The sequence below is a fragment of the Streptomyces jeddahensis genome, from assembly GCF_001642995.1.
Classification (GTDB): Bacteria; Actinomycetota; Actinomycetes; order Streptomycetales; family Streptomycetaceae; genus Streptomyces; species Streptomyces jeddahensis.
The window spans coordinates 1-15,732 of sequence record NZ_LOHS01000078.1 but is presented as its reverse complement, the minus strand read 5'-3'; the positions used below and the strand labels follow the sequence as shown (position 1 = coordinate 15,732).

Here is a 15,732-nt window from a genome sequence, read left to right as displayed (position 1 = left end):
TCAGCCCGTCCGGCGTTTGAGGACGAGCCCGAAGGGCGATCCGGGGGTCTGGGGGCGAAGCCCCCAGGAGGGTCGGAGCCGGGGGCTACGCCTTCACCGGCTCCTGCGCCTCGTCCCGCGGCGAGGGCACCTCGCCCTCCGGGGCGGCGGCGTCCTCGTCCAGCAGCGTCCGCTCGTCGAACGGCAGCTCGCCCGCCAGCACCTGACCGACCCGCTCCTTGTCGATCTCCTTGGTCCAGGTGCCGATCAGCACCGTGGCGACCGCGTTGCCCGCGAAGTTCGTCAGGGCGCGCGCCTCGCTCATGAAGCGGTCGATGCCGACGATCAGGCCGACGCCGTCCACCAGCGCGGGCTTGTGCGACTGCAGACCGCCCGCGAGCGTGGCCAGTCCGGCACCGGTGACGCCCGCCGCGCCCTTCGAGGCGACGAGGAGGAAGAGCAGCAGCGGGATCTGCTCGCCGACCGACATCGGGGTGCCCATGGCGTCGGCGATGAACAGCGAGGCCATGGTCATGTAGATCATGGTGCCGTCGAGGTTGAAGGAGTAGCCGGTCGGGACGGTGATGCCGACCACCGGCTTGCTGACGCCCAGGTGCTCCATCTTCGCGATGAGGCGCGGGAGGGCCGACTCGGAGGAGGAGGTGGACAGGATCAGCAGGAACTCACGGCCCAGGTACTTGAAGAACGTGAGGATGTTGAGGCCCGCGACGGCGCGGAGCAGGGCGCCGAGCACGATGAAGACGAAGAGGATGCAGGTGACGTAGAAGCCGAGCATGAGGACGGCGAGGCTCTTGAGAGCGTCCAGGCCGGCCGAGCCGGTGACCGCGGCGATGGCGCCGAAGGCACCGATGGGGGCGGCCCACATCACCATGGCGAGGATGCGGAAGACGAGCCGCTGGATGTGCTCGACACCGCGCAGGATCGGCTCGCCGACGGAGCCCATGGCCTGCAGCGCGAAGCCGGCGAGCAGGGCGATGAGGAGGGTCTGCAGGACCTGGCCCTCGGTGAAGGCGGAGACCATCGTGGTCGGGATGATCGAGAGCGCGAACTCGACCGGCGGCAGGGCCTCGGTGGACACCTGCTCCTTTCCGGCTTCCTTCACCGCGTCGGTGATCGCGAGGCCCGTGCCGGGCTCCAGGATGTTGCCGACGACCAGGCCGATGCCGAGCGCGATCAGCGACATGACCAGGAAGTAGCCGAGGGCGATACCGCCCACCGCGCCGACCTTGGCGGCCTTCCGTACCGAGCCGATGCCCAGCACGATCGTGCAGAAGATGATCGGCGAGATCATCATCTTGATCAGGTTCACGAAGCCGGTGCCGATCGGCTTCAGCTCGACCGCGAAGTCCGGGGCGATCAGACCCACGGCGATGCCGAGCGCCACCGCGATGATCACCGCGATGTACAGATAGTGCGTGCGGTCCCGCTTGGCGGCGGGTGTCACCTGTGCTGCGGACACGGGTGTGCCTCCTTGAACGACATCATCGGCGTGCGCAGGTACGGCAGTCTGTTACATGCGGTACTCGGCGCGATACGCGCAGTCCGTGCGGCTCACGTCCTGGCCGGATCCAATGCGGTGACTATCTCCCAGGCTGTGAGCGCGGTCACCCTTGCGTTCATTTAGTTCACGCATATACGTCGAGGCAGACTGGCTGTCATGCGCCTCCGCCCGCCCCACCCCCGCAGCCTGGCCGGCCAGCTCTTCGCGATGCAGGTCGTGCTGGTCGCCGTCGTCGTGGCCGGATGCGCGCTGTTCACGTACATCAGTGACGGACGCCAGGCCGAGCAGGCCGCGCGGCGGCAGGCGGGCGCGGCGGCGCTCGCGGTCGCGGTGGCGCCGACCGTACGGGAGGCGGTGCACGACGACGATCCGTCGAAGGTCCTCCAGCCGTACGCGACGGAGGTGCAGCGCAGCACCGGCGTCGACTTCGTCACGATCATGGACACGCACGGCATCCGCTGGACCCACCCCGACAAGCGGCAGATAGGACAGCACTTTCTCGGCCATATCGAGCCGGCGCTGCGCGGGGAGACCTTCTACGAGACCTACACGGGCACGCTGGGCCCGTCGGTGCGCGTGGTGACGCCGATCCGCAGCGACGGGCGGATCGTCGGGCTGGTCAGCGCGGGCATCACCGTCGACGAGATCAGCGCCCGGGTGCGCAGTCAGCTGGCCGCGCTGTTCGGCGTCGCGGCGGGCGCCCTCGTACTGGGCGGCATCGGCACGTATGTGGTCAACGCCCGGCTGCGGCGGCACACCCATGGCATGAACGCGACCGAGCTCAGCCGTATGCACGCCTATCACGAGGCGGCCCTGCACGCCGTCCGCGAGGGGCTGGTGATGCTGGACGGGCAGCGGCGGATCGCGCTGATCAACGACGGCGGGCGGGAGCTGCTCGGCGTGTCCGCCGAGGACGACGTGATCGGCAGGAACGTCGCCGAGCTCGGCCTGCCCGCCCCGCTGACCGGTGCGCTGCTGGCCACCGAGCCGCGCGTGGACGAGGTGCATCTGACCGCCGACCGGGTCGTCGTCGTCAACACGTCGCCGGTCTCCGGCGGCGAACGCCGCGGTACGGTCGTGACGCTCCGCGACCACACCGAGCTGCAGGCCGTGATGGGCGAGCTGGACTCCGAGCGGGGCTTCACGCAGGCGCTGCGCTCCCAGGCCCACGAGGCGGCGAACCGGCTGCACACCGTGGTGTCGCTGATCGAGCTGGGCCGGGCCGATGAGGCCGTCGAGTTCGCCACCGCCGAGCTGGAGCTGGCGCAGGCGCTCACCGACCAGGTGGTCGCGGCGGTCGGCGAGCCGGTCCTCGCGGCGCTGCTGCTCGGCAAGGCGGCACAGGCCAACGAGCGCGGCGTGGAGCTGCTCGTCTCCGAGGACAGCCGCATCGACGACGGCCTCCTGCCGGAGTCCCTGTCCGCCCGCGACCTGGTCACGATCCTCGGCAACCTGGTAGACAACGCCGTCGACGCGGCCCAGGGCTCCCTGCACGCGCGCGTGACCGTCACGGCCCGCGCGGGCGACGACGGCCTGATCGTGCGTGTGTCGGACACCGGCCCTGGCGTGGACCCGGCTCACGCGGAGGCCGTGTTCGAGCGCGGCTGGTCCACGAAGCCCGCGGGCCCGGGCGGCCGCGGCCTGGGCCTGGCCCTGGTACGGCAGACGGTGCTACGAAACGGGGGCACGCTGACGGTGACGGAATCGGAGGAGGGCGGCGCCGAATTCACGGCGAGCCTGCCGCTGACGCTGACGACCACCGTTGTGGGCAATCGTTCCGCAGGGCGATGGGGGTCCCCCCAGGCCGTTTCAGGCACTGGGGGAGGGTGGGCACAACCCACGGTTCCGGCTCCCTCGGGTGAAACGGCACCAATCGAAGGGGCTGCCGCTCCCAGTGGCAAAGAGCACGGAGGCAAGAAGTGAGCTCTCCGCAGGAGATCCGCGTACTGGTCGTCGAAGACGACCCGGTCACCGCAGACGCCCACCGCCTCTACGTCGACCGCGTCCCCGGCTTCACCGTGGCCGGAGTGGTCCACAGCGCCGCCGAGGCCCGCCGCGCCCTCGACCGCATGCAGGTCGACCTGCTCCTCCTCGACCTGCACCTCCCGGACGGCCACGGTCTGCAACTGGCCCGCACCCTGCGCGCCGTGGGCCACCACACCGACGTGATCGCGGTGACGTCGGCCCGGGACCTCGCGGTGGTCCGCGAGGGAGTCTCGCTCGGGGTCGTGCAGTACGTCCTGAAGCCGTTCACGTTCGCGACGCTGCGCGACCGGCTCGTACGGTACGCGGAGTTCCGTACGACGGCCGGCGAGGCCACCGGCCAGGATGAGGTGGACCGGGCCCTGGCCACCCTGCGGGCTCCCGGCCCGGCCGCGCTGCCCAAGGGCCTGAGCGGGCCGACCCTGGAACGCGTCACCCGCACCCTGCGCGACTCCCCCGACGGCCTGACGGCCACGGCGGCGGCCGAGTCCGTGGGCATCTCCCGGATCACGGCACGCCGTTACCTGGAACACCTGGTCAGCACGGGGCGGGCCGCCCGGAGCCCGCTGTACGGGCACGTCGGCCGGCCCGAGTTCCGGTACTGCTGGCTCAGCAACGACTGACGGCTCATCAGGCGCGGGCCCACGTCCCCGTACCCCACGTCCCCGTACTCAGAAGCGCGAACTCAGAAGACGGACTCCGCCTCGTCCATCCGGTCCTTCGGCACCGTCTTCAGCTCGGTGACCGCCTCGGCGAGCGGCACCATCGCGATGTCCGTGCCGCGCAGCGCCGTCATATGGCCGAAGTCGCCGCTGTGCGCCGCCTCCACGGCGTGCCAGCCGAACCGCGTGGCCAGGACCCTGTCGTACGCGGTGGGGACGCCGCCGCGCTGGACGTGGCCGAGGATGACCGGCTTGGCCTCCTTGCCGAGGCGCTTCTCCAGTTCGAAGGCGAGGGCGGTGCCGATGCCCTGGAAGCGCTCGTGGCCGTACTGGTCGATCGCGCCCTTGCCGTAGTCCATCGTGCCCTCGGCCGGGTGGGCGCCCTCGGCGACGCAGATCACGGCGAACTTCTTGCCGCGGGAGAAGCGCTCCTCGACCATCTTGACCAGGTCGGCCGGGTCGAAGGGGCGCTCGGGCAGGCAGATGCCGTGCGCACCGCCCGCCATGCCGGACTCCAGCGCGATCCAGCCGGCGTGCCGGCCCATCACCTCGACGACCATGACGCGCTGGTGCGACTCGGCGGTGGTCTTGAGGCGGTCTATCGCCTCGGTGGCGACACCGACCGCGGTGTCGAAGCCGAAGGTGCGGTCCGTGGAGGAGATGTCGTTGTCGATGGTCTTCGGCACGCCGACCACGGGCAGACCCGCGTCGGACAGCATGCGGGCGGCGGTCAGGGTGCCTTCGCCGCCGATCGGGATGAGCGCGTCGATGCCGAACTCGACGGCCATGTCGCGGGCGTTCTCGCAGGCCTCGCGGAGCCGGTCGCGCTCGAGGCGGGATGAGCCGAGGATGGTGCCGCCGCGGGCCAGGATGCCGCTCACCGCGTTGAGGTCGAGGGTCCGGTAGCGCCCGTCGAGCAGGCCCGCGTACCCGTCTTCGAAGCCGATGACCTCGTCTCCGTGGTGCGTGACGGCGCGGTGCACGACCGACCGGATCACTGCGTTCAGCCCCGGGCAGTCGCCGCCTGCGGTGAGAACTCCGATACGCATCGTGCTGTGTCTCCTGCTCGCCGGTGATACTTGTGAGCCATTCCGATTCTTCCACGGCCCCGGGGGCTTCGCGTCTTGCGCCAATCGGGCCCGGAATCCGCTCCCGGGCCCGGGTCCGGAGGACCGTTCCCCGCCCCCACCAGGCCCTTCTCCCGGCGGGCGCTCTACCCACCCCCAAGGGTATTGTCAAGAGGGCAACGCCCACGACAGCGGGTATTTTCTGTCTGCCTGGTCACGATCCACCTCCAGAGCGGGTACCGCCAGACAGCGACGAACACCATAAGTCGACGAACACGACTAGTGACGACAGCGACGAAACGGAGAGCACACGTGACGCGCAGCGTGTACGTGACCGGGATCGACCGGGGCGATGGGCGCCAGGTCGTCGAGCTGGGAGTCATGGAGCTCCTGACCCGCCAGGTCGACCGGGTCGGCGTGTTCCGGCCCCTCGTCCACGACGGCCCGGACCGCCTCTTCGAACTGCTCCGCGCCCGCTACCGCCTGGCGCAGGATCCGGCGACCGTGTACGGCCTCTCGTACGGGGAGGCCTCGGTGATCCAGGCCGAGCAGGGCACCGACGAGCTGGTCTCCCGGCTCGTCGACCGGTTCCACCGGGTCGCCCGGGAGTACGAGGTCGTCCTCGTCCTCGGCACCGATTTCGCCGACACCCAGCTGCCGGACGAGCTGGCGCTGAACGCGCGTCTGGCCAACGAGTTCGGCGCGTCCGTGCTGCCGGTCGTGGGCGGCAGGAAGCAGGCCGCGGAGTCGGTGCTCGCCGAGATCCGCAACGCCCATCGCGCGTACGAGGGCCTGGGCTGCGACGTCATCGCCATGATCGCCAACCGCGTGGCGCGGGAGGACCGCGAGGCCGTCCAGCGGGGCGTGGACACGCGCCTGCCGGTGCCGTGCTACGTCCTGCCCGACGATGCCGCCCTGTCCGCACCGACGGTCGCGCAGATCACGCACGCGCTGGACGGCAAGGTGCTGCTTGGCGACAGCGCGGGCCTGTCCCGTGACGCGCTCGACTTCGTCTTCGGCGGCGCCATGCTGCCGAACCTCCTCACGGCGCTGACCCCCGGCTGCATGGTGGTCACGCCGGGCGACCGCGCCGACCTCGTCGTGGGCACACTCGCCTCGCACAGCGCCGGGACCCCGCCGATCGCAGGTGTCCTGCTGACCCTGGGCGAGGTGCCCTCGCCGGAGATCCTGGCCCTCGCCGACCGTCTGGCCCCCGGCACGCCGGTGATCTCGGTGGCGACGAACAGCTTCCCCACCGCGGCGGAGCTGTTCTCGCTCGAGGGCAAGCTGAACGCCGCGACGCCCCGCAAGGCGGAGACGGCGCTCGGCCTCTTCGAGCGGTACGTGGACACGAGCGACCTGGTCAAGAGGGTCTCGGCGCCCAGCACCACCCGCGTCACGCCGATGATGTTCGAGCACAAGCTGCTGGAGCAGGCCCGCTCCGACCGGCGCCGGGTCGTGCTGCCCGAGGGCACGGAGGAGCGCGTGCTGCACGCCTCCGAGGTGCTGCTGCGCCGCGGTGTGTGCGACCTGACGCTGCTCGGCCCCGACGAGCAGATCCGCAAGAAGGCCGCCGACCTCGGCATCGACCTCTCCGGCGCGCAGATCCTCGACCCGCAGACGTCCGAGCTGCGGGAGCAGTTCGCCGCGGAGTACGCGGCGCTGCGCGCCCACAAGGGCGTCACCGTCGAGCTCGCGGGCGACGTCGTGGCGGACGTGAACTACTTCGGCACGCTGATGGTCCAGCAGGGCCTGGCCGACGGCATGGTGTCCGGCTCGGTGCACTCCACGGCCGCGACCATCCGCCCCGCCTTCGAGATCATCAAGACCAAGGCGGACGCCTCGATCGTCTCCTCGGTCTTCTTCATGTGCCTCGCCGACAAGGTCCTCGTCTACGGCGACTGCGCCGTGAACCCGGACCCGAACGCCGAGCAGCTCGCCGACATCGCCATCCAGTCGGCCGCCACCGCCGCCCAGTTCGGCGTGGAGCCCCGGATCGCGATGCTGTCGTACTCGACCGGCACGTCGGGCTCGGGCGCGGACGTCGACAAGGTGCGCGAGGCCACCGAGCTGGTGCGCTCCCGCCGCCCGGACCTGCTGATCGAGGGGCCGATCCAGTACGACGCGGCGGTCGAGCCGACCGTGGCCGCCACCAAGCTGCCGGATTCCGAGGTCGCGGGCCAGGCCAGCGTGCTGATCTTCCCGGACCTGAACACCGGCAACAACACCTACAAGGCCGTGCAGCGTTCGGCCGGCGCGATCGCCGTGGGCCCGGTGCTGCAGGGCCTGCGCAAGCCCGTGAACGACCTGTCCCGGGGGGCGCTCGTCCAGGACATCGTGAACACGGTCGCCATCACGGCGATCCAGGCGCAGGGGCCGAGCCAGGCATGACCGGGCGAGCCCCGTCCCGGCGCACCGACAGCACCCTCTCCTCCGCACAAGAAAGCACCTCATCCGTGTCCGACAACCGCGCGGCGACTCGCGTACTCGTCCTCAACTCCGGCTCCTCGTCGGTGAAGTACCAGCTCCTCGATATGACCGACGGCTCCCGGCTCGCCGTGGGCCTGGTCGAGCGGATCGGCGAGGAGACATCGCGGCTGGTGCACACCCCGCTCACCGACGGCGGGGAGAAGCGCGAGCGCACCGCCCCGATCGCCGACCACGACGCGGCGCTCAAGGCGGTCGCCGAGGAGCTGGCGGCCGACGGACTCGGCCTGGACTCCCCCGAGCTCGCCGTGATCGGCCACCGCGTGGTGCACGGCGGCAAGCACTTCACCGAGCCGACCGTGATCGACGACGCGGTGCTCGCCGAGATCGAGCGGCTGATCCCGGTGGCCCCGCTGCACAACCCGGCGAACCTCACCGGCATCCGCACCGCTCAGGCCCTGCGCCCGGACCTGCCGCAGGTCGCGGTCTTCGACACGGCCTTCCACACGACGATGCCGGAGTCCGCCTCGCGCTACGCGATCGACGTCAAGACGGCAGACGAGCACCGCATCCGCCGCTACGGCTTCCACGGCACGTCGCACGCGTACGTCTCCCGCGAGACCGCGAAGCTCCTCGGCAAGGCCCCGTCCGAGGTCAACGTGATCGTGCTGCACCTGGGCAACGGCGCGTCGGCGTCCGCGGTGCGCGGCGGGCGGTGCGTGGACACCTCCATGGGCCTGACGCCTTTGGAGGGGCTCGTGATGGGTACGCGCTCCGGTGACCTCGACCCGGCCGTCATCTTCCACCTGATGCGCGTGGGCGGCATGTCGGCCGACGAGATCGACGCACTGCTGAACAAGAAGAGCGGCCTGATCGGGCTGTGCGGCGACAACGACATGCGGGAGATCCGTCGCCGCATCGACGAAGGCGGCGAGGACGCCGCGCAGGCGCAGCTCGCGTTCGACATCTACATCCACCGGCTGAAGAAGTACATCGGCGCCTACTACGCGGTACTGGGCAAGGTGGACGCGGTGGCGTTCACCGCGGGCGTGGGCGAGAACGCGGCCCCGGTGCGGGAGGCCGCCGTCGCGGGCCTGGAGGAGCTGGGCCTGGCGGTCGACGGCGAGCTGAACGCCGTCCGGGCCGACGGTCCGCGGCTGATCTCGCCCGAGTACGCGCGCGTGGCGGTCGCCGTCGTACCGACCGACGAGGAACTGGAGATCGCCCGCCAGAGTTACGCACTTGTCGCACCCGCGAGGACGGAAAATGGCAACGCCTGAGCGCCCATTCGCCCATTTGTATCTTCCGCCAGACGGAATATTCCGAAGCGAAACAAACCGATAGGATCGCCCCCATGCGCCGTTCGAAAATCGTCTGCACGCTGGGTCCAGCCGTCGATACCCACGACAAACTTGTCGCGCTGATCGAAGCCGGCATGAACGTGGCCCGCTTCAACTTCAGCCACGGCAGTCACGCCGAGCACCAGGGGCGGTACGACCGCGTCCGCGCGGCCGCCAAGGAGACGGGCAAGGCCATCGGCGTCCTCGCCGACCTCCAGGGCCCCAAGATCCGCCTGGAGACCTTCGCCGAGGGCCCCGTCGAGCTGGTGCGCGGTGACGAGTTCACCATCACCACGGAGGACGTCCCGGGCGACAAGTCGATCTGCGGCACGACCTACAAGGGCCTGCCCGGCGACGTCTCCAAGGGCGACCCGATCCTGATCAACGACGGCAACGTCGAGCTGAAGGTCGTCGAGGTCGAGGGCGCCCGCGTCAGGACGGTCGTCATCGAGGGCGGCGTCATCTCGGACCACAAGGGCATCAACCTGCCGGGCGCCCACGTGAACGTCCCGGCGCTGTCCGAGAAGGACATCGACGACCTCCGCTTCGCACTGCGCATGGGCTGCGACCTGGTCGCGCTCTCCTTCGTCCGGGACGCCAACGACGTCAAGGACGTGCACCGGGTGATGGACGAGGAGGGCCGCCGCGTCCCCGTCATCGCCAAGGTGGAGAAGCCGCAGGCGGTCGAGAACATGGAGGACGTCGTGATGGCGTTCGACGGCGTGATGGTCGCCCGCGGCGACCTGGCCGTCGAGTACCCGCTCGAGAAGGTCCCCATGGTGCAGAAGCGCCTCATCGAGCTGTGCCGCCGCAACGCCAAGCCGGTGATCGTCGCGACCCAGATGATGGAGTCGATGATCACCAACTCCCGCCCCACGCGCGCCGAGGCGTCCGACGTCGCCAACGCGATCCTGGACGGCGCGGACGCCGTCATGCTGTCGGCCGAGTCGTCGGTCGGCGCGTTCCCGATCGAGACCGTCAAGACGATGTCGAAGATCGTCGTCGCGGCCGAGCAGGAGCTGCTCTCCAAGGGCCTGCAGCCGCTGGTGCCGGGCAAGAAGCCGCGTACGCAGGGTGGTTCGGTGGCCCGTGCCGCCTGCGAGATCGCGGACTTCCTGGGCGGCAAGGCGCTGGTCGCCTTCACCAAGTCCGGTGACACCGCCCGCCGGCTGTCGCGCTACCGCGCCTCCCAGCCGATCATGGCCTTCACCACCGAGGAGTCCACGCGCAACCAGCTCGCCCTGAGCTGGGGCGTGGAGTCGTTCGTCGTCCCGCACGTGGCCAACACGGACGCGATGGTCGAGCTCGTCGACGCCGAGCTGCTCAAGCTCCAGCGCTACAACGCGGGCGACATCATGGTCATGACCGCCGGCTCGCCCCCCGGCGTCCCCGGCACCACCAACATGGTCCGGGTCCACCACCTGGGCAGCAGCGGCCGCGACTGACCCCGCACCCCGACACGACTGAGGGCGCCCCCTGCAACAGGGGGCGCCCTCAGCGGTGTGCGGCTCCCGGACGGGTCTGAGACGCCCCAAAGGGGCGCGGGGAACTGCGCGACCAGCCACAACGGCGCCGCAGTGAACCGACGGACGGCACATCGCGGCACTCCCAGCGGAGCGCGAACGCTCAGTTCAGAGGGGTCATGTACTGGTGCAGCCCCGGCACATGCAGGGTCCCCCCGAACTGACCGGCCTGCACGACCTTCACCTTGGTGAAGTAGATCAGCGGGATGTTCAGCGGCGGCGGGTTCTCCGGGCTGAACGTGATCGGCACCAGGCCGAACAGGTTCCCGGAGATGCTCTCCGTGTACATGACCGTCTTGCCGTCACGGATGGTGGACGTCGAGCCCTTGGCCGCCTGCACGTGGTACGTCCTGCCGGCCTGCTTGTCCTTCACCGTCTGGTGCAGGTCGCCGATGTCCGTGCCGTCGGAGATGACGTACTTCAGGACTTTCTTGACCGTGCCGTTGGCCGTCTTCACCTTGACGATGCCCTTGTAGTCGGCGCCCTTGAGCAGCAGCGAGCTGGCGTCCAGGTACCAGGGGTCGTCGGGCAGCGCCACGATCTTCTCGACGCCGCCCTCCTCGTCGGTGGCGGCCGGGCAGTCGTCCGCGTCCGTGGTCGCGGACGGGCTGGGAGACGCGGTGGCCGCGTCGGTGACCTTGTCCGCGGTGTCCTCTGCCGCCTCGGACACCTTGCCGGTCGTGTCCTTGACGGTGTCCTTCACCGTGTCGGTGACCTTGTCGGCGGTGTCCTTGACGGTGTCGGACGCGTCCTTGCCCGCGCTCGCCGACGCGGACGGCGTGGGCGTCGCGCTCGCCGAGGAGCCGGTGCCGCCCGTGAAGACGTCCGTGATCGCGTCGCCGATGGTGTCCAGCAGGTTGTCGCCGCTCTCGGACGCCGACGGGGCCGGCGTCGCGGTGGACGTACCGCTGCCCGACGACTGCTCCGACGTGCCCGCGGAGGACCCGGACGGCGCGGGCTCGGCCTTGTCGCCGGAACCTGAACCCGGCGACGAGGTCGCCTCGGTCTTGTCGTCGGACCCGGTGGTGGAGGGCGACGGCGTCGCCGACGCGTCCTTGCCGTCCGCGGAGTCGTCCAGAGCCTCGACGCAGTCCTGGTACTCGTCGACCGTCAGGTTCTTCGACGACGGCTGGTCGTCGGCCTGGGCGAGCGTCGGTGTGAAGCCCATCCCCATGAGGACGGCCGTGGGCATCGCGGCCAGGGCCACCGCCTTGCCGGCCGGCATGTGGAACCTGGTGAACAGCGGCTTCTTGGGTGCCGCGTGGCGGGGCCCGGTTCTCACACGGGGCTCGTCCACGTCAGTCACGTGGGTCACCTCGTCAGCCGGCACTGTGCCTCCCGTTCGCCCCGTTGGCCGTGATCGTTCCTGACACGTCGTTCGACTTGCTCATGTCCAGGGCCGTGCTGTCCGGCGCAGCCTCCGGAGCGGTCCCCATCCCGGGCTCGGTGGACGGCGGTACGCCCGGCGCCCAGGCGATGGCCATCGCGCCGCCGATCAGCGCCAGAAGGAAGCCGATACCGAAGCCGCCGAGGTTGGACACCGGGATGGACACCAGCGCCAGCAGAATCGCCGCAACACCCGCGAAGACCTTGACGTGCTTCTGGAACCACAGGCTTACGCCGAGCACGATCAGCAGCACGCCGATGATCAGGGATCCCGCGCCCGCGGTGGTGGCCATCGCCAGCGTCAGATGACCGAGCTGGAGGTTCGCGTACGGAAGGTAGGCGATCGGAAATCCACCGAGCAGGATGAACAGGCCCGCCCAGAACGGCCGATCGCCACGCCAGGCGCGGAACCGCAGCCGCCAGTCGGTGAATCGGCCGCGCGTAGCCGGAGTCTCGGCGCTCATGGAAAACAGCTCCCTGGAACGGCGTTGCTGTGGGAAGTGAAGGCTGGATGAGGGGTGTTGCCGCGCTGGAGGGCAGGTGGACCCGACGGGCGGGACAGCCGCAGGCTCCCCCGCCCGTCATCGGAGTGCCTAGTAGCACTCCTTGACGCCCTTGGACAGCGACATCTTCAGACCGCTGAGCTTGAAGGTTCCGGCGGTGGTGGCCCACGCCGTCTGCTTCACGTCGGTCAGCGTGACCTCGTCGGCCTGCTGGGCGAAGCCGAAGGGGTTGGCCTTCTGCTGCTCCACCTCGCCCTTGGCGATGCCCGGGCCCTTGGTGGCGTCCTTGGCAGCGACACCGATGTCGATGTTCTTGAACGTGGCGTCGGCCTGGAGGTCGGCCACGTCGATGTAGAGGTTCTGCGCCTCGACCGGCGTGCCTCCGTCACCGGCCGTCAGCTTCAGGCTGACGGAACCGAGGACCGGGACGTTCGGGGTGACCACGGACTGGCACATGCCAGTGATCGTCGCCGTCTTGAAGGCGGACACCGCTACCGGGCGCTTCACCTTGTCGCCCTTGAGGGTGTAGCCGTCTTCAAGGGCGCCGTACTGCGAGAAGCCCTCGCCGACGAGCTTGTCCGTCGTCACCTTGAACGACTGGCCGGAGACGCTGAACGACGCTGCGAGCGCGCCCTGCGCCAGGCCGACGCCTATTGCGGCGGTGGCGGCCACACTCGGCACCATTACGACCGCGAACCGCTTCCATCTGGTCCCGCCACGCACCTGGGACTCCATATTTCCTCCTTCTCGGACGTACATCTCCGGCCGTGCTCCAGGGCCCGACCTGGGATGGGAGAAGTGCTACGTCCTCGGGAAGGAGAGCGCCGCTTCGAGGCGCTGACGGCACCCGAATCACCGGCGATCACCCCCGAGCGACAACCACTGGTCGCGCCTGACGCGTCACGCACAACCTGACGGACAGGCTCCGCCTCACGGCAGAGACCCCCCTGTCCTCGGCCGGCGCTCCTGTCCGCCGGCCCGCTCGGTGGGGACCCAGAAAATCCTTGGCCCGACTGGGTGTCGGGCAGAAGGCAATGGACCGAGCGTGGCCGATCGTGGTGCATTCTCGGCGCCGACACAAGGGGGTTCGTTACTGACTAGTAACGGCGCTATAACCGAACCAGTACCGGCGGGTATCGAACGGCGACAGAGGGTGCCGTCGAGGTGGTTGACACTTGGGTTGATCGGCGGGCAGAACCGGACAGAAACCCGGCCTCGACTTACTCGGAGTAACAGCGGCCGCGTTTACCAAGATTTGGTAAAACGCGGCCACTCTGATCCCCCCTCAGCGAATTTTTCACTGGAGCATCACCTGCCCCAGCGCTTTCAGGGAGCGGTCAGAACAGGGCCCGCGCCAGCGCCCTGCGGGCCGTCGCCACGCGCGGATCCTCGGAGCCGACGACCTCGAAGAGCTCGAGGAGCCGCAGCCGCACCGCTTCCCGGTCGTCGCCCGCCGTGCGCTGCACCGTCTCGACGAGCCGGCCGAAGGCGTCCTCCACATGACCGCCGACCAGATCCAGATCGGCCGCGGCGATCTGCGCCGCCGCGTCGCCGGGCCGTTCGGCCGCGTCCTTGCGCGCCTGCTGCGGGTCCACGTCCTGCACCCGCTTCAGCAGTTCGGCCTGGGCCAGGCCCAGCTTCGCCTCCGTGTTGCCGGGGTCGTCGGTGAGGACGTTCTTGTACGCCTGGATGGCACCGCCCAGGTCGCCCGCGTCCAGCGCCTGCACCGCGGCCTCGAGCAGCGCGTCGTACGGGCCTGCCGGCACCGGGGGCGCCGCGGCCTCCCCGCCCTGCGCGTCCGGGTCGACCGCGAGGCCCGTCAGCCCGAAGCGCTGCTCGGCGACCTCGATCAACTGGTCCAGGGTCTGGCGGATCTGCGCCTCGGGGGCCGCACCCTGGAAGAGCGGCAGCGCCTGGCCCGCGACCACCGCGAAGACCGCCGGGATGCCCTGGATCCCGAACTGCTGCATCAGCATCTGGTTGGCGTCGACATCGACCTTGGCCAGGACGAAGCGCCCGTTGTACTCAAGCGCCAGCCGCTCGAGGAGAGGACCGAGCTGCTTGCACGGCTGGCACCACTCGGCCCAGAAGTCGATGACGACCGGGACCTCGGTGGAGCGTTGCAGGACGTCGCGCTCGAAACCCGCCTCGTCGACATCGATGACGAGGCTCGCGGGGGACACGGCTCCGCCCCCGCCCTGCCGGGCCGCTTCGGCGCGCGCCTGCTCCGCCTTCGCCTTGGCCTCCTGGGCCGCCTTCACCGCGGCGAGGTCGACGACGCCGCTCATGGACATGTTCCTAGGCTGCATGGCTACATCCTCCCCCTTTCGCGCGCGACTGTGAAAAGCGTCCGTGGACTGCACTGCGCCGGGTCCCCACCTGGCGCGGGTGGTTGTCACTCTTTCGTGCGAGATGCGCCGTGGGACGCGCCTCGCAACAGATTTCGCTACGGGTCGTAGCGTAACTGCGCGGCAGGGCGCCGGGGCGGTGTCGCGAGGCTTTCGGCCGGTGATCTGCCTCACGGGGCCGAGGGCACAGGCGCGGCGGGTAGGGTCGCCCGCATGCCGAGCCGTCTGCCCTCCGCACCCCGCACGGGCCGCCCTCGCAGTGCCGCGGCGGATGCCGCGATCCTGGAGGCGACCCGGGCCGCGCTCGTCGAACTCGGCTGGTCCAAGCTCACCTTGGGCGATGTCGCGAGCCGGGCGGGCGTCGCCAAGACGACGCTGTACCGGCGCTGGGCCGGCAAGAACGAGCTCGTCGTGGACGCGGTCGCGGTCCTCTTCGACGAACTCGAACTGCCGGACCGCGGGAGCCTCGCCGCGGACATCGAAGGCGTGGTGCTCCAGTTCGCGGCCATCCTGGACCGCCCCGAGGCGAAGACCGCGCTCATGGCGGTGGTGGCGGAGTCGACGCGCGACGAGCCGCTGCGCGAGCGCATCCGCACGTCGATCGTGGAGCGCCAGAAGCGGCTCGTACTCGAGGGCCGCAGCCGCGCCCAGGCCCGCGGCGAACTCCCCTTGGAGAAGGACCCCACAGCCGCCGCCCGCACGGCGGACCTCATCTTCGACGTGGTCGCCGGGGCGGTGGTCCACCGCGCACTGGTGAGCGCACAGCCGGTGGACGAGGAATGGGCGGCCCGGTTCACACGACTGCTGGTCGGGGGCTTGGCGGGCGACTGAGCCGCGGGCCTGCCGTTGTGGCCAGGACCAACACCGTTGTGGGCAAGCGGGCGCGGGCCTGCACCGTTATGGGCAGGGCCCTACCGTTGTGGGCAATAGTTCCGCAGGGCTGGGGGCACCTCCCAGCGGTAGCTGGGGGAGGGTGGGCACAACCCACGACG

At 70.1% G+C, this 15,732-nt stretch carries 12 protein-coding genes; 6 read left to right on the top strand and 6 right to left on the bottom strand.

Translation table 11 applies throughout. The features are described 5' to 3' along the window. Positions 1 to 85 precede the first annotated feature (85 nt). A complete protein-coding gene (locus tag STSP_RS16215; RefSeq protein WP_067278029.1) occupies positions 86 to 1,459 on the bottom strand; it encodes a cation:dicarboxylate symporter family transporter in 1,374 nt (457 codons plus the stop codon). Between the two features lie 198 nt (positions 1,460 to 1,657). On the opposite strand from STSP_RS16215, the gene STSP_RS16210 reads away from it, so the two are divergent. Both STSP_RS16210 and STSP_RS16205 read left to right on the top strand, forming a co-directional pair. Continuing rightward, the gene (locus STSP_RS16210) at positions 1,658 to 3,424 is read left to right on the top strand and encodes a sensor histidine kinase (protein WP_078067231.1); all 1,767 of its coding nucleotides are present in this window, start codon (positions 1,658 to 1,660) and stop codon (positions 3,422 to 3,424) included. Next, positions 3,421 to 4,107 (top strand): response regulator, encoded by a 687-nt coding sequence (locus STSP_RS16205; RefSeq protein ID WP_067278027.1) that lies wholly within the window; start codon positions 3,421 to 3,423, stop codon positions 4,105 to 4,107. Before STSP_RS16210 ends, STSP_RS16205 begins: the two co-directional genes overlap by 4 nt. 62 nt (positions 4,108 to 4,169) lie before the next feature. On the opposite strand, the gene STSP_RS16200 is transcribed toward STSP_RS16205, so the two are convergent. Further along, complete coding sequence (locus STSP_RS16200; RefSeq protein WP_067278025.1) at positions 4,170 to 5,195, bottom strand: ATP-dependent 6-phosphofructokinase; 1,026 nt, start codon at positions 5,193 to 5,195, stop codon at positions 4,170 to 4,172. A gap of 330 nt (positions 5,196 to 5,525) precedes the next feature. Between STSP_RS16200 and pta the strand changes: the two genes are divergently transcribed. The 3 genes from pta to pyk all read left to right on the top strand — a co-directional run bounded on the left by pta (position 5,526) and on the right by pyk (position 10,425). Next, positions 5,526 to 7,604, top strand: coding sequence for a phosphate acetyltransferase (pta, locus tag STSP_RS16195; protein WP_067278022.1), 2,079 nt, complete (start codon positions 5,526 to 5,528; stop codon positions 7,602 to 7,604). A 65-nt stretch (positions 7,605 to 7,669) separates the two neighbouring features. After that, positions 7,670 to 8,920 carry an acetate kinase gene (locus tag STSP_RS16190; protein ID WP_067278019.1) on the top strand — a complete coding sequence of 417 codons (1,251 nt, stop codon included), beginning with the start codon at positions 7,670 to 7,672 and terminating at the stop codon, positions 8,918 to 8,920. Between the two features lie 74 nt (positions 8,921 to 8,994). Further along, the gene (pyk, locus tag STSP_RS16185) at positions 8,995 to 10,425 is read left to right on the top strand and encodes a pyruvate kinase (RefSeq protein WP_067278017.1); all 1,431 of its coding nucleotides are present in this window, start codon (positions 8,995 to 8,997) and stop codon (positions 10,423 to 10,425) included. Positions 10,426 to 10,606: 181 nt separating this feature from the next. On the opposite strand, the gene STSP_RS16180 is transcribed toward pyk, so the two are convergent. The 4 genes from STSP_RS16180 to STSP_RS16165 form a co-directional block, all read right to left on the bottom strand. Further along, on the bottom strand, positions 10,607 to 11,833 hold the full coding sequence (locus STSP_RS16180) for a hypothetical protein (protein WP_067278014.1): 1,227 nt from the start codon (positions 11,831 to 11,833) through the stop codon (positions 10,607 to 10,609). Next, positions 11,823 to 12,353, bottom strand: coding sequence for a DUF6114 domain-containing protein (locus tag STSP_RS16175; RefSeq protein WP_067278012.1), 531 nt, complete (start codon positions 12,351 to 12,353; stop codon positions 11,823 to 11,825). Before STSP_RS16175 ends, STSP_RS16180 begins: the two co-directional genes overlap by 11 nt. Before the next feature lie 129 nt (positions 12,354 to 12,482). Beyond that, complete coding sequence (locus STSP_RS16170; RefSeq protein ID WP_067278010.1) at positions 12,483 to 13,127, bottom strand: DUF6230 family protein; 645 nt, start codon at positions 13,125 to 13,127, stop codon at positions 12,483 to 12,485. A 602-nt stretch (positions 13,128 to 13,729) separates the two neighbouring features. After that, entirely contained in the window at positions 13,730 to 14,701 is a 972-nt protein-coding gene (locus STSP_RS16165) for a tetratricopeptide repeat protein (RefSeq protein WP_067278003.1), read from the bottom strand. Positions 14,702 to 14,953: 252 nt separating this feature from the next. Here STSP_RS16165 and STSP_RS16160 point away from each other — a divergent pair, with 252 nt between their 5' ends. Further along, complete coding sequence (locus STSP_RS16160; RefSeq protein WP_067277988.1) at positions 14,954 to 15,571, top strand: TetR/AcrR family transcriptional regulator; 618 nt, start codon at positions 14,954 to 14,956, stop codon at positions 15,569 to 15,571. Positions 15,572 to 15,732 lie beyond the last annotated feature (161 nt).

Bases quoted from the DNA above. Each gene is read 5' to 3' on its own strand.
- STSP_RS16210 (WP_078067231.1), top strand. From the start codon at position 1,658: ATGCGCCTCCGCCCGCCCCACCCCCGCAGCCTGGCCGGCCAGCTCTTC.
- STSP_RS16200 (WP_067278025.1), bottom strand. From the start codon at position 5,195: ATGCGTATCGGAGTTCTCACCGCAGGCGGCGACTGCCCGGGGCTGAAC.
- pyk (WP_067278017.1), top strand. From the start codon at position 8,995: ATGCGCCGTTCGAAAATCGTCTGCACGCTGGGTCCAGCCGTCGATACC.
- STSP_RS16175 (WP_067278012.1), bottom strand. From the start codon at position 12,353: ATGAGCGCCGAGACTCCGGCTACGCGCGGCCGATTCACCGACTGGCGG.
- STSP_RS16170 (WP_067278010.1), bottom strand. From the start codon at position 13,127: ATGGAGTCCCAGGTGCGTGGCGGGACCAGATGGAAGCGGTTCGCGGTC.
- STSP_RS16165 (WP_067278003.1), bottom strand. From the start codon at position 14,701: ATGCAGCCTAGGAACATGTCCATGAGCGGCGTCGTCGACCTCGCCGCG.
- STSP_RS16160 (WP_067277988.1), top strand. From the start codon at position 14,954: ATGCCGAGCCGTCTGCCCTCCGCACCCCGCACGGGCCGCCCTCGCAGT.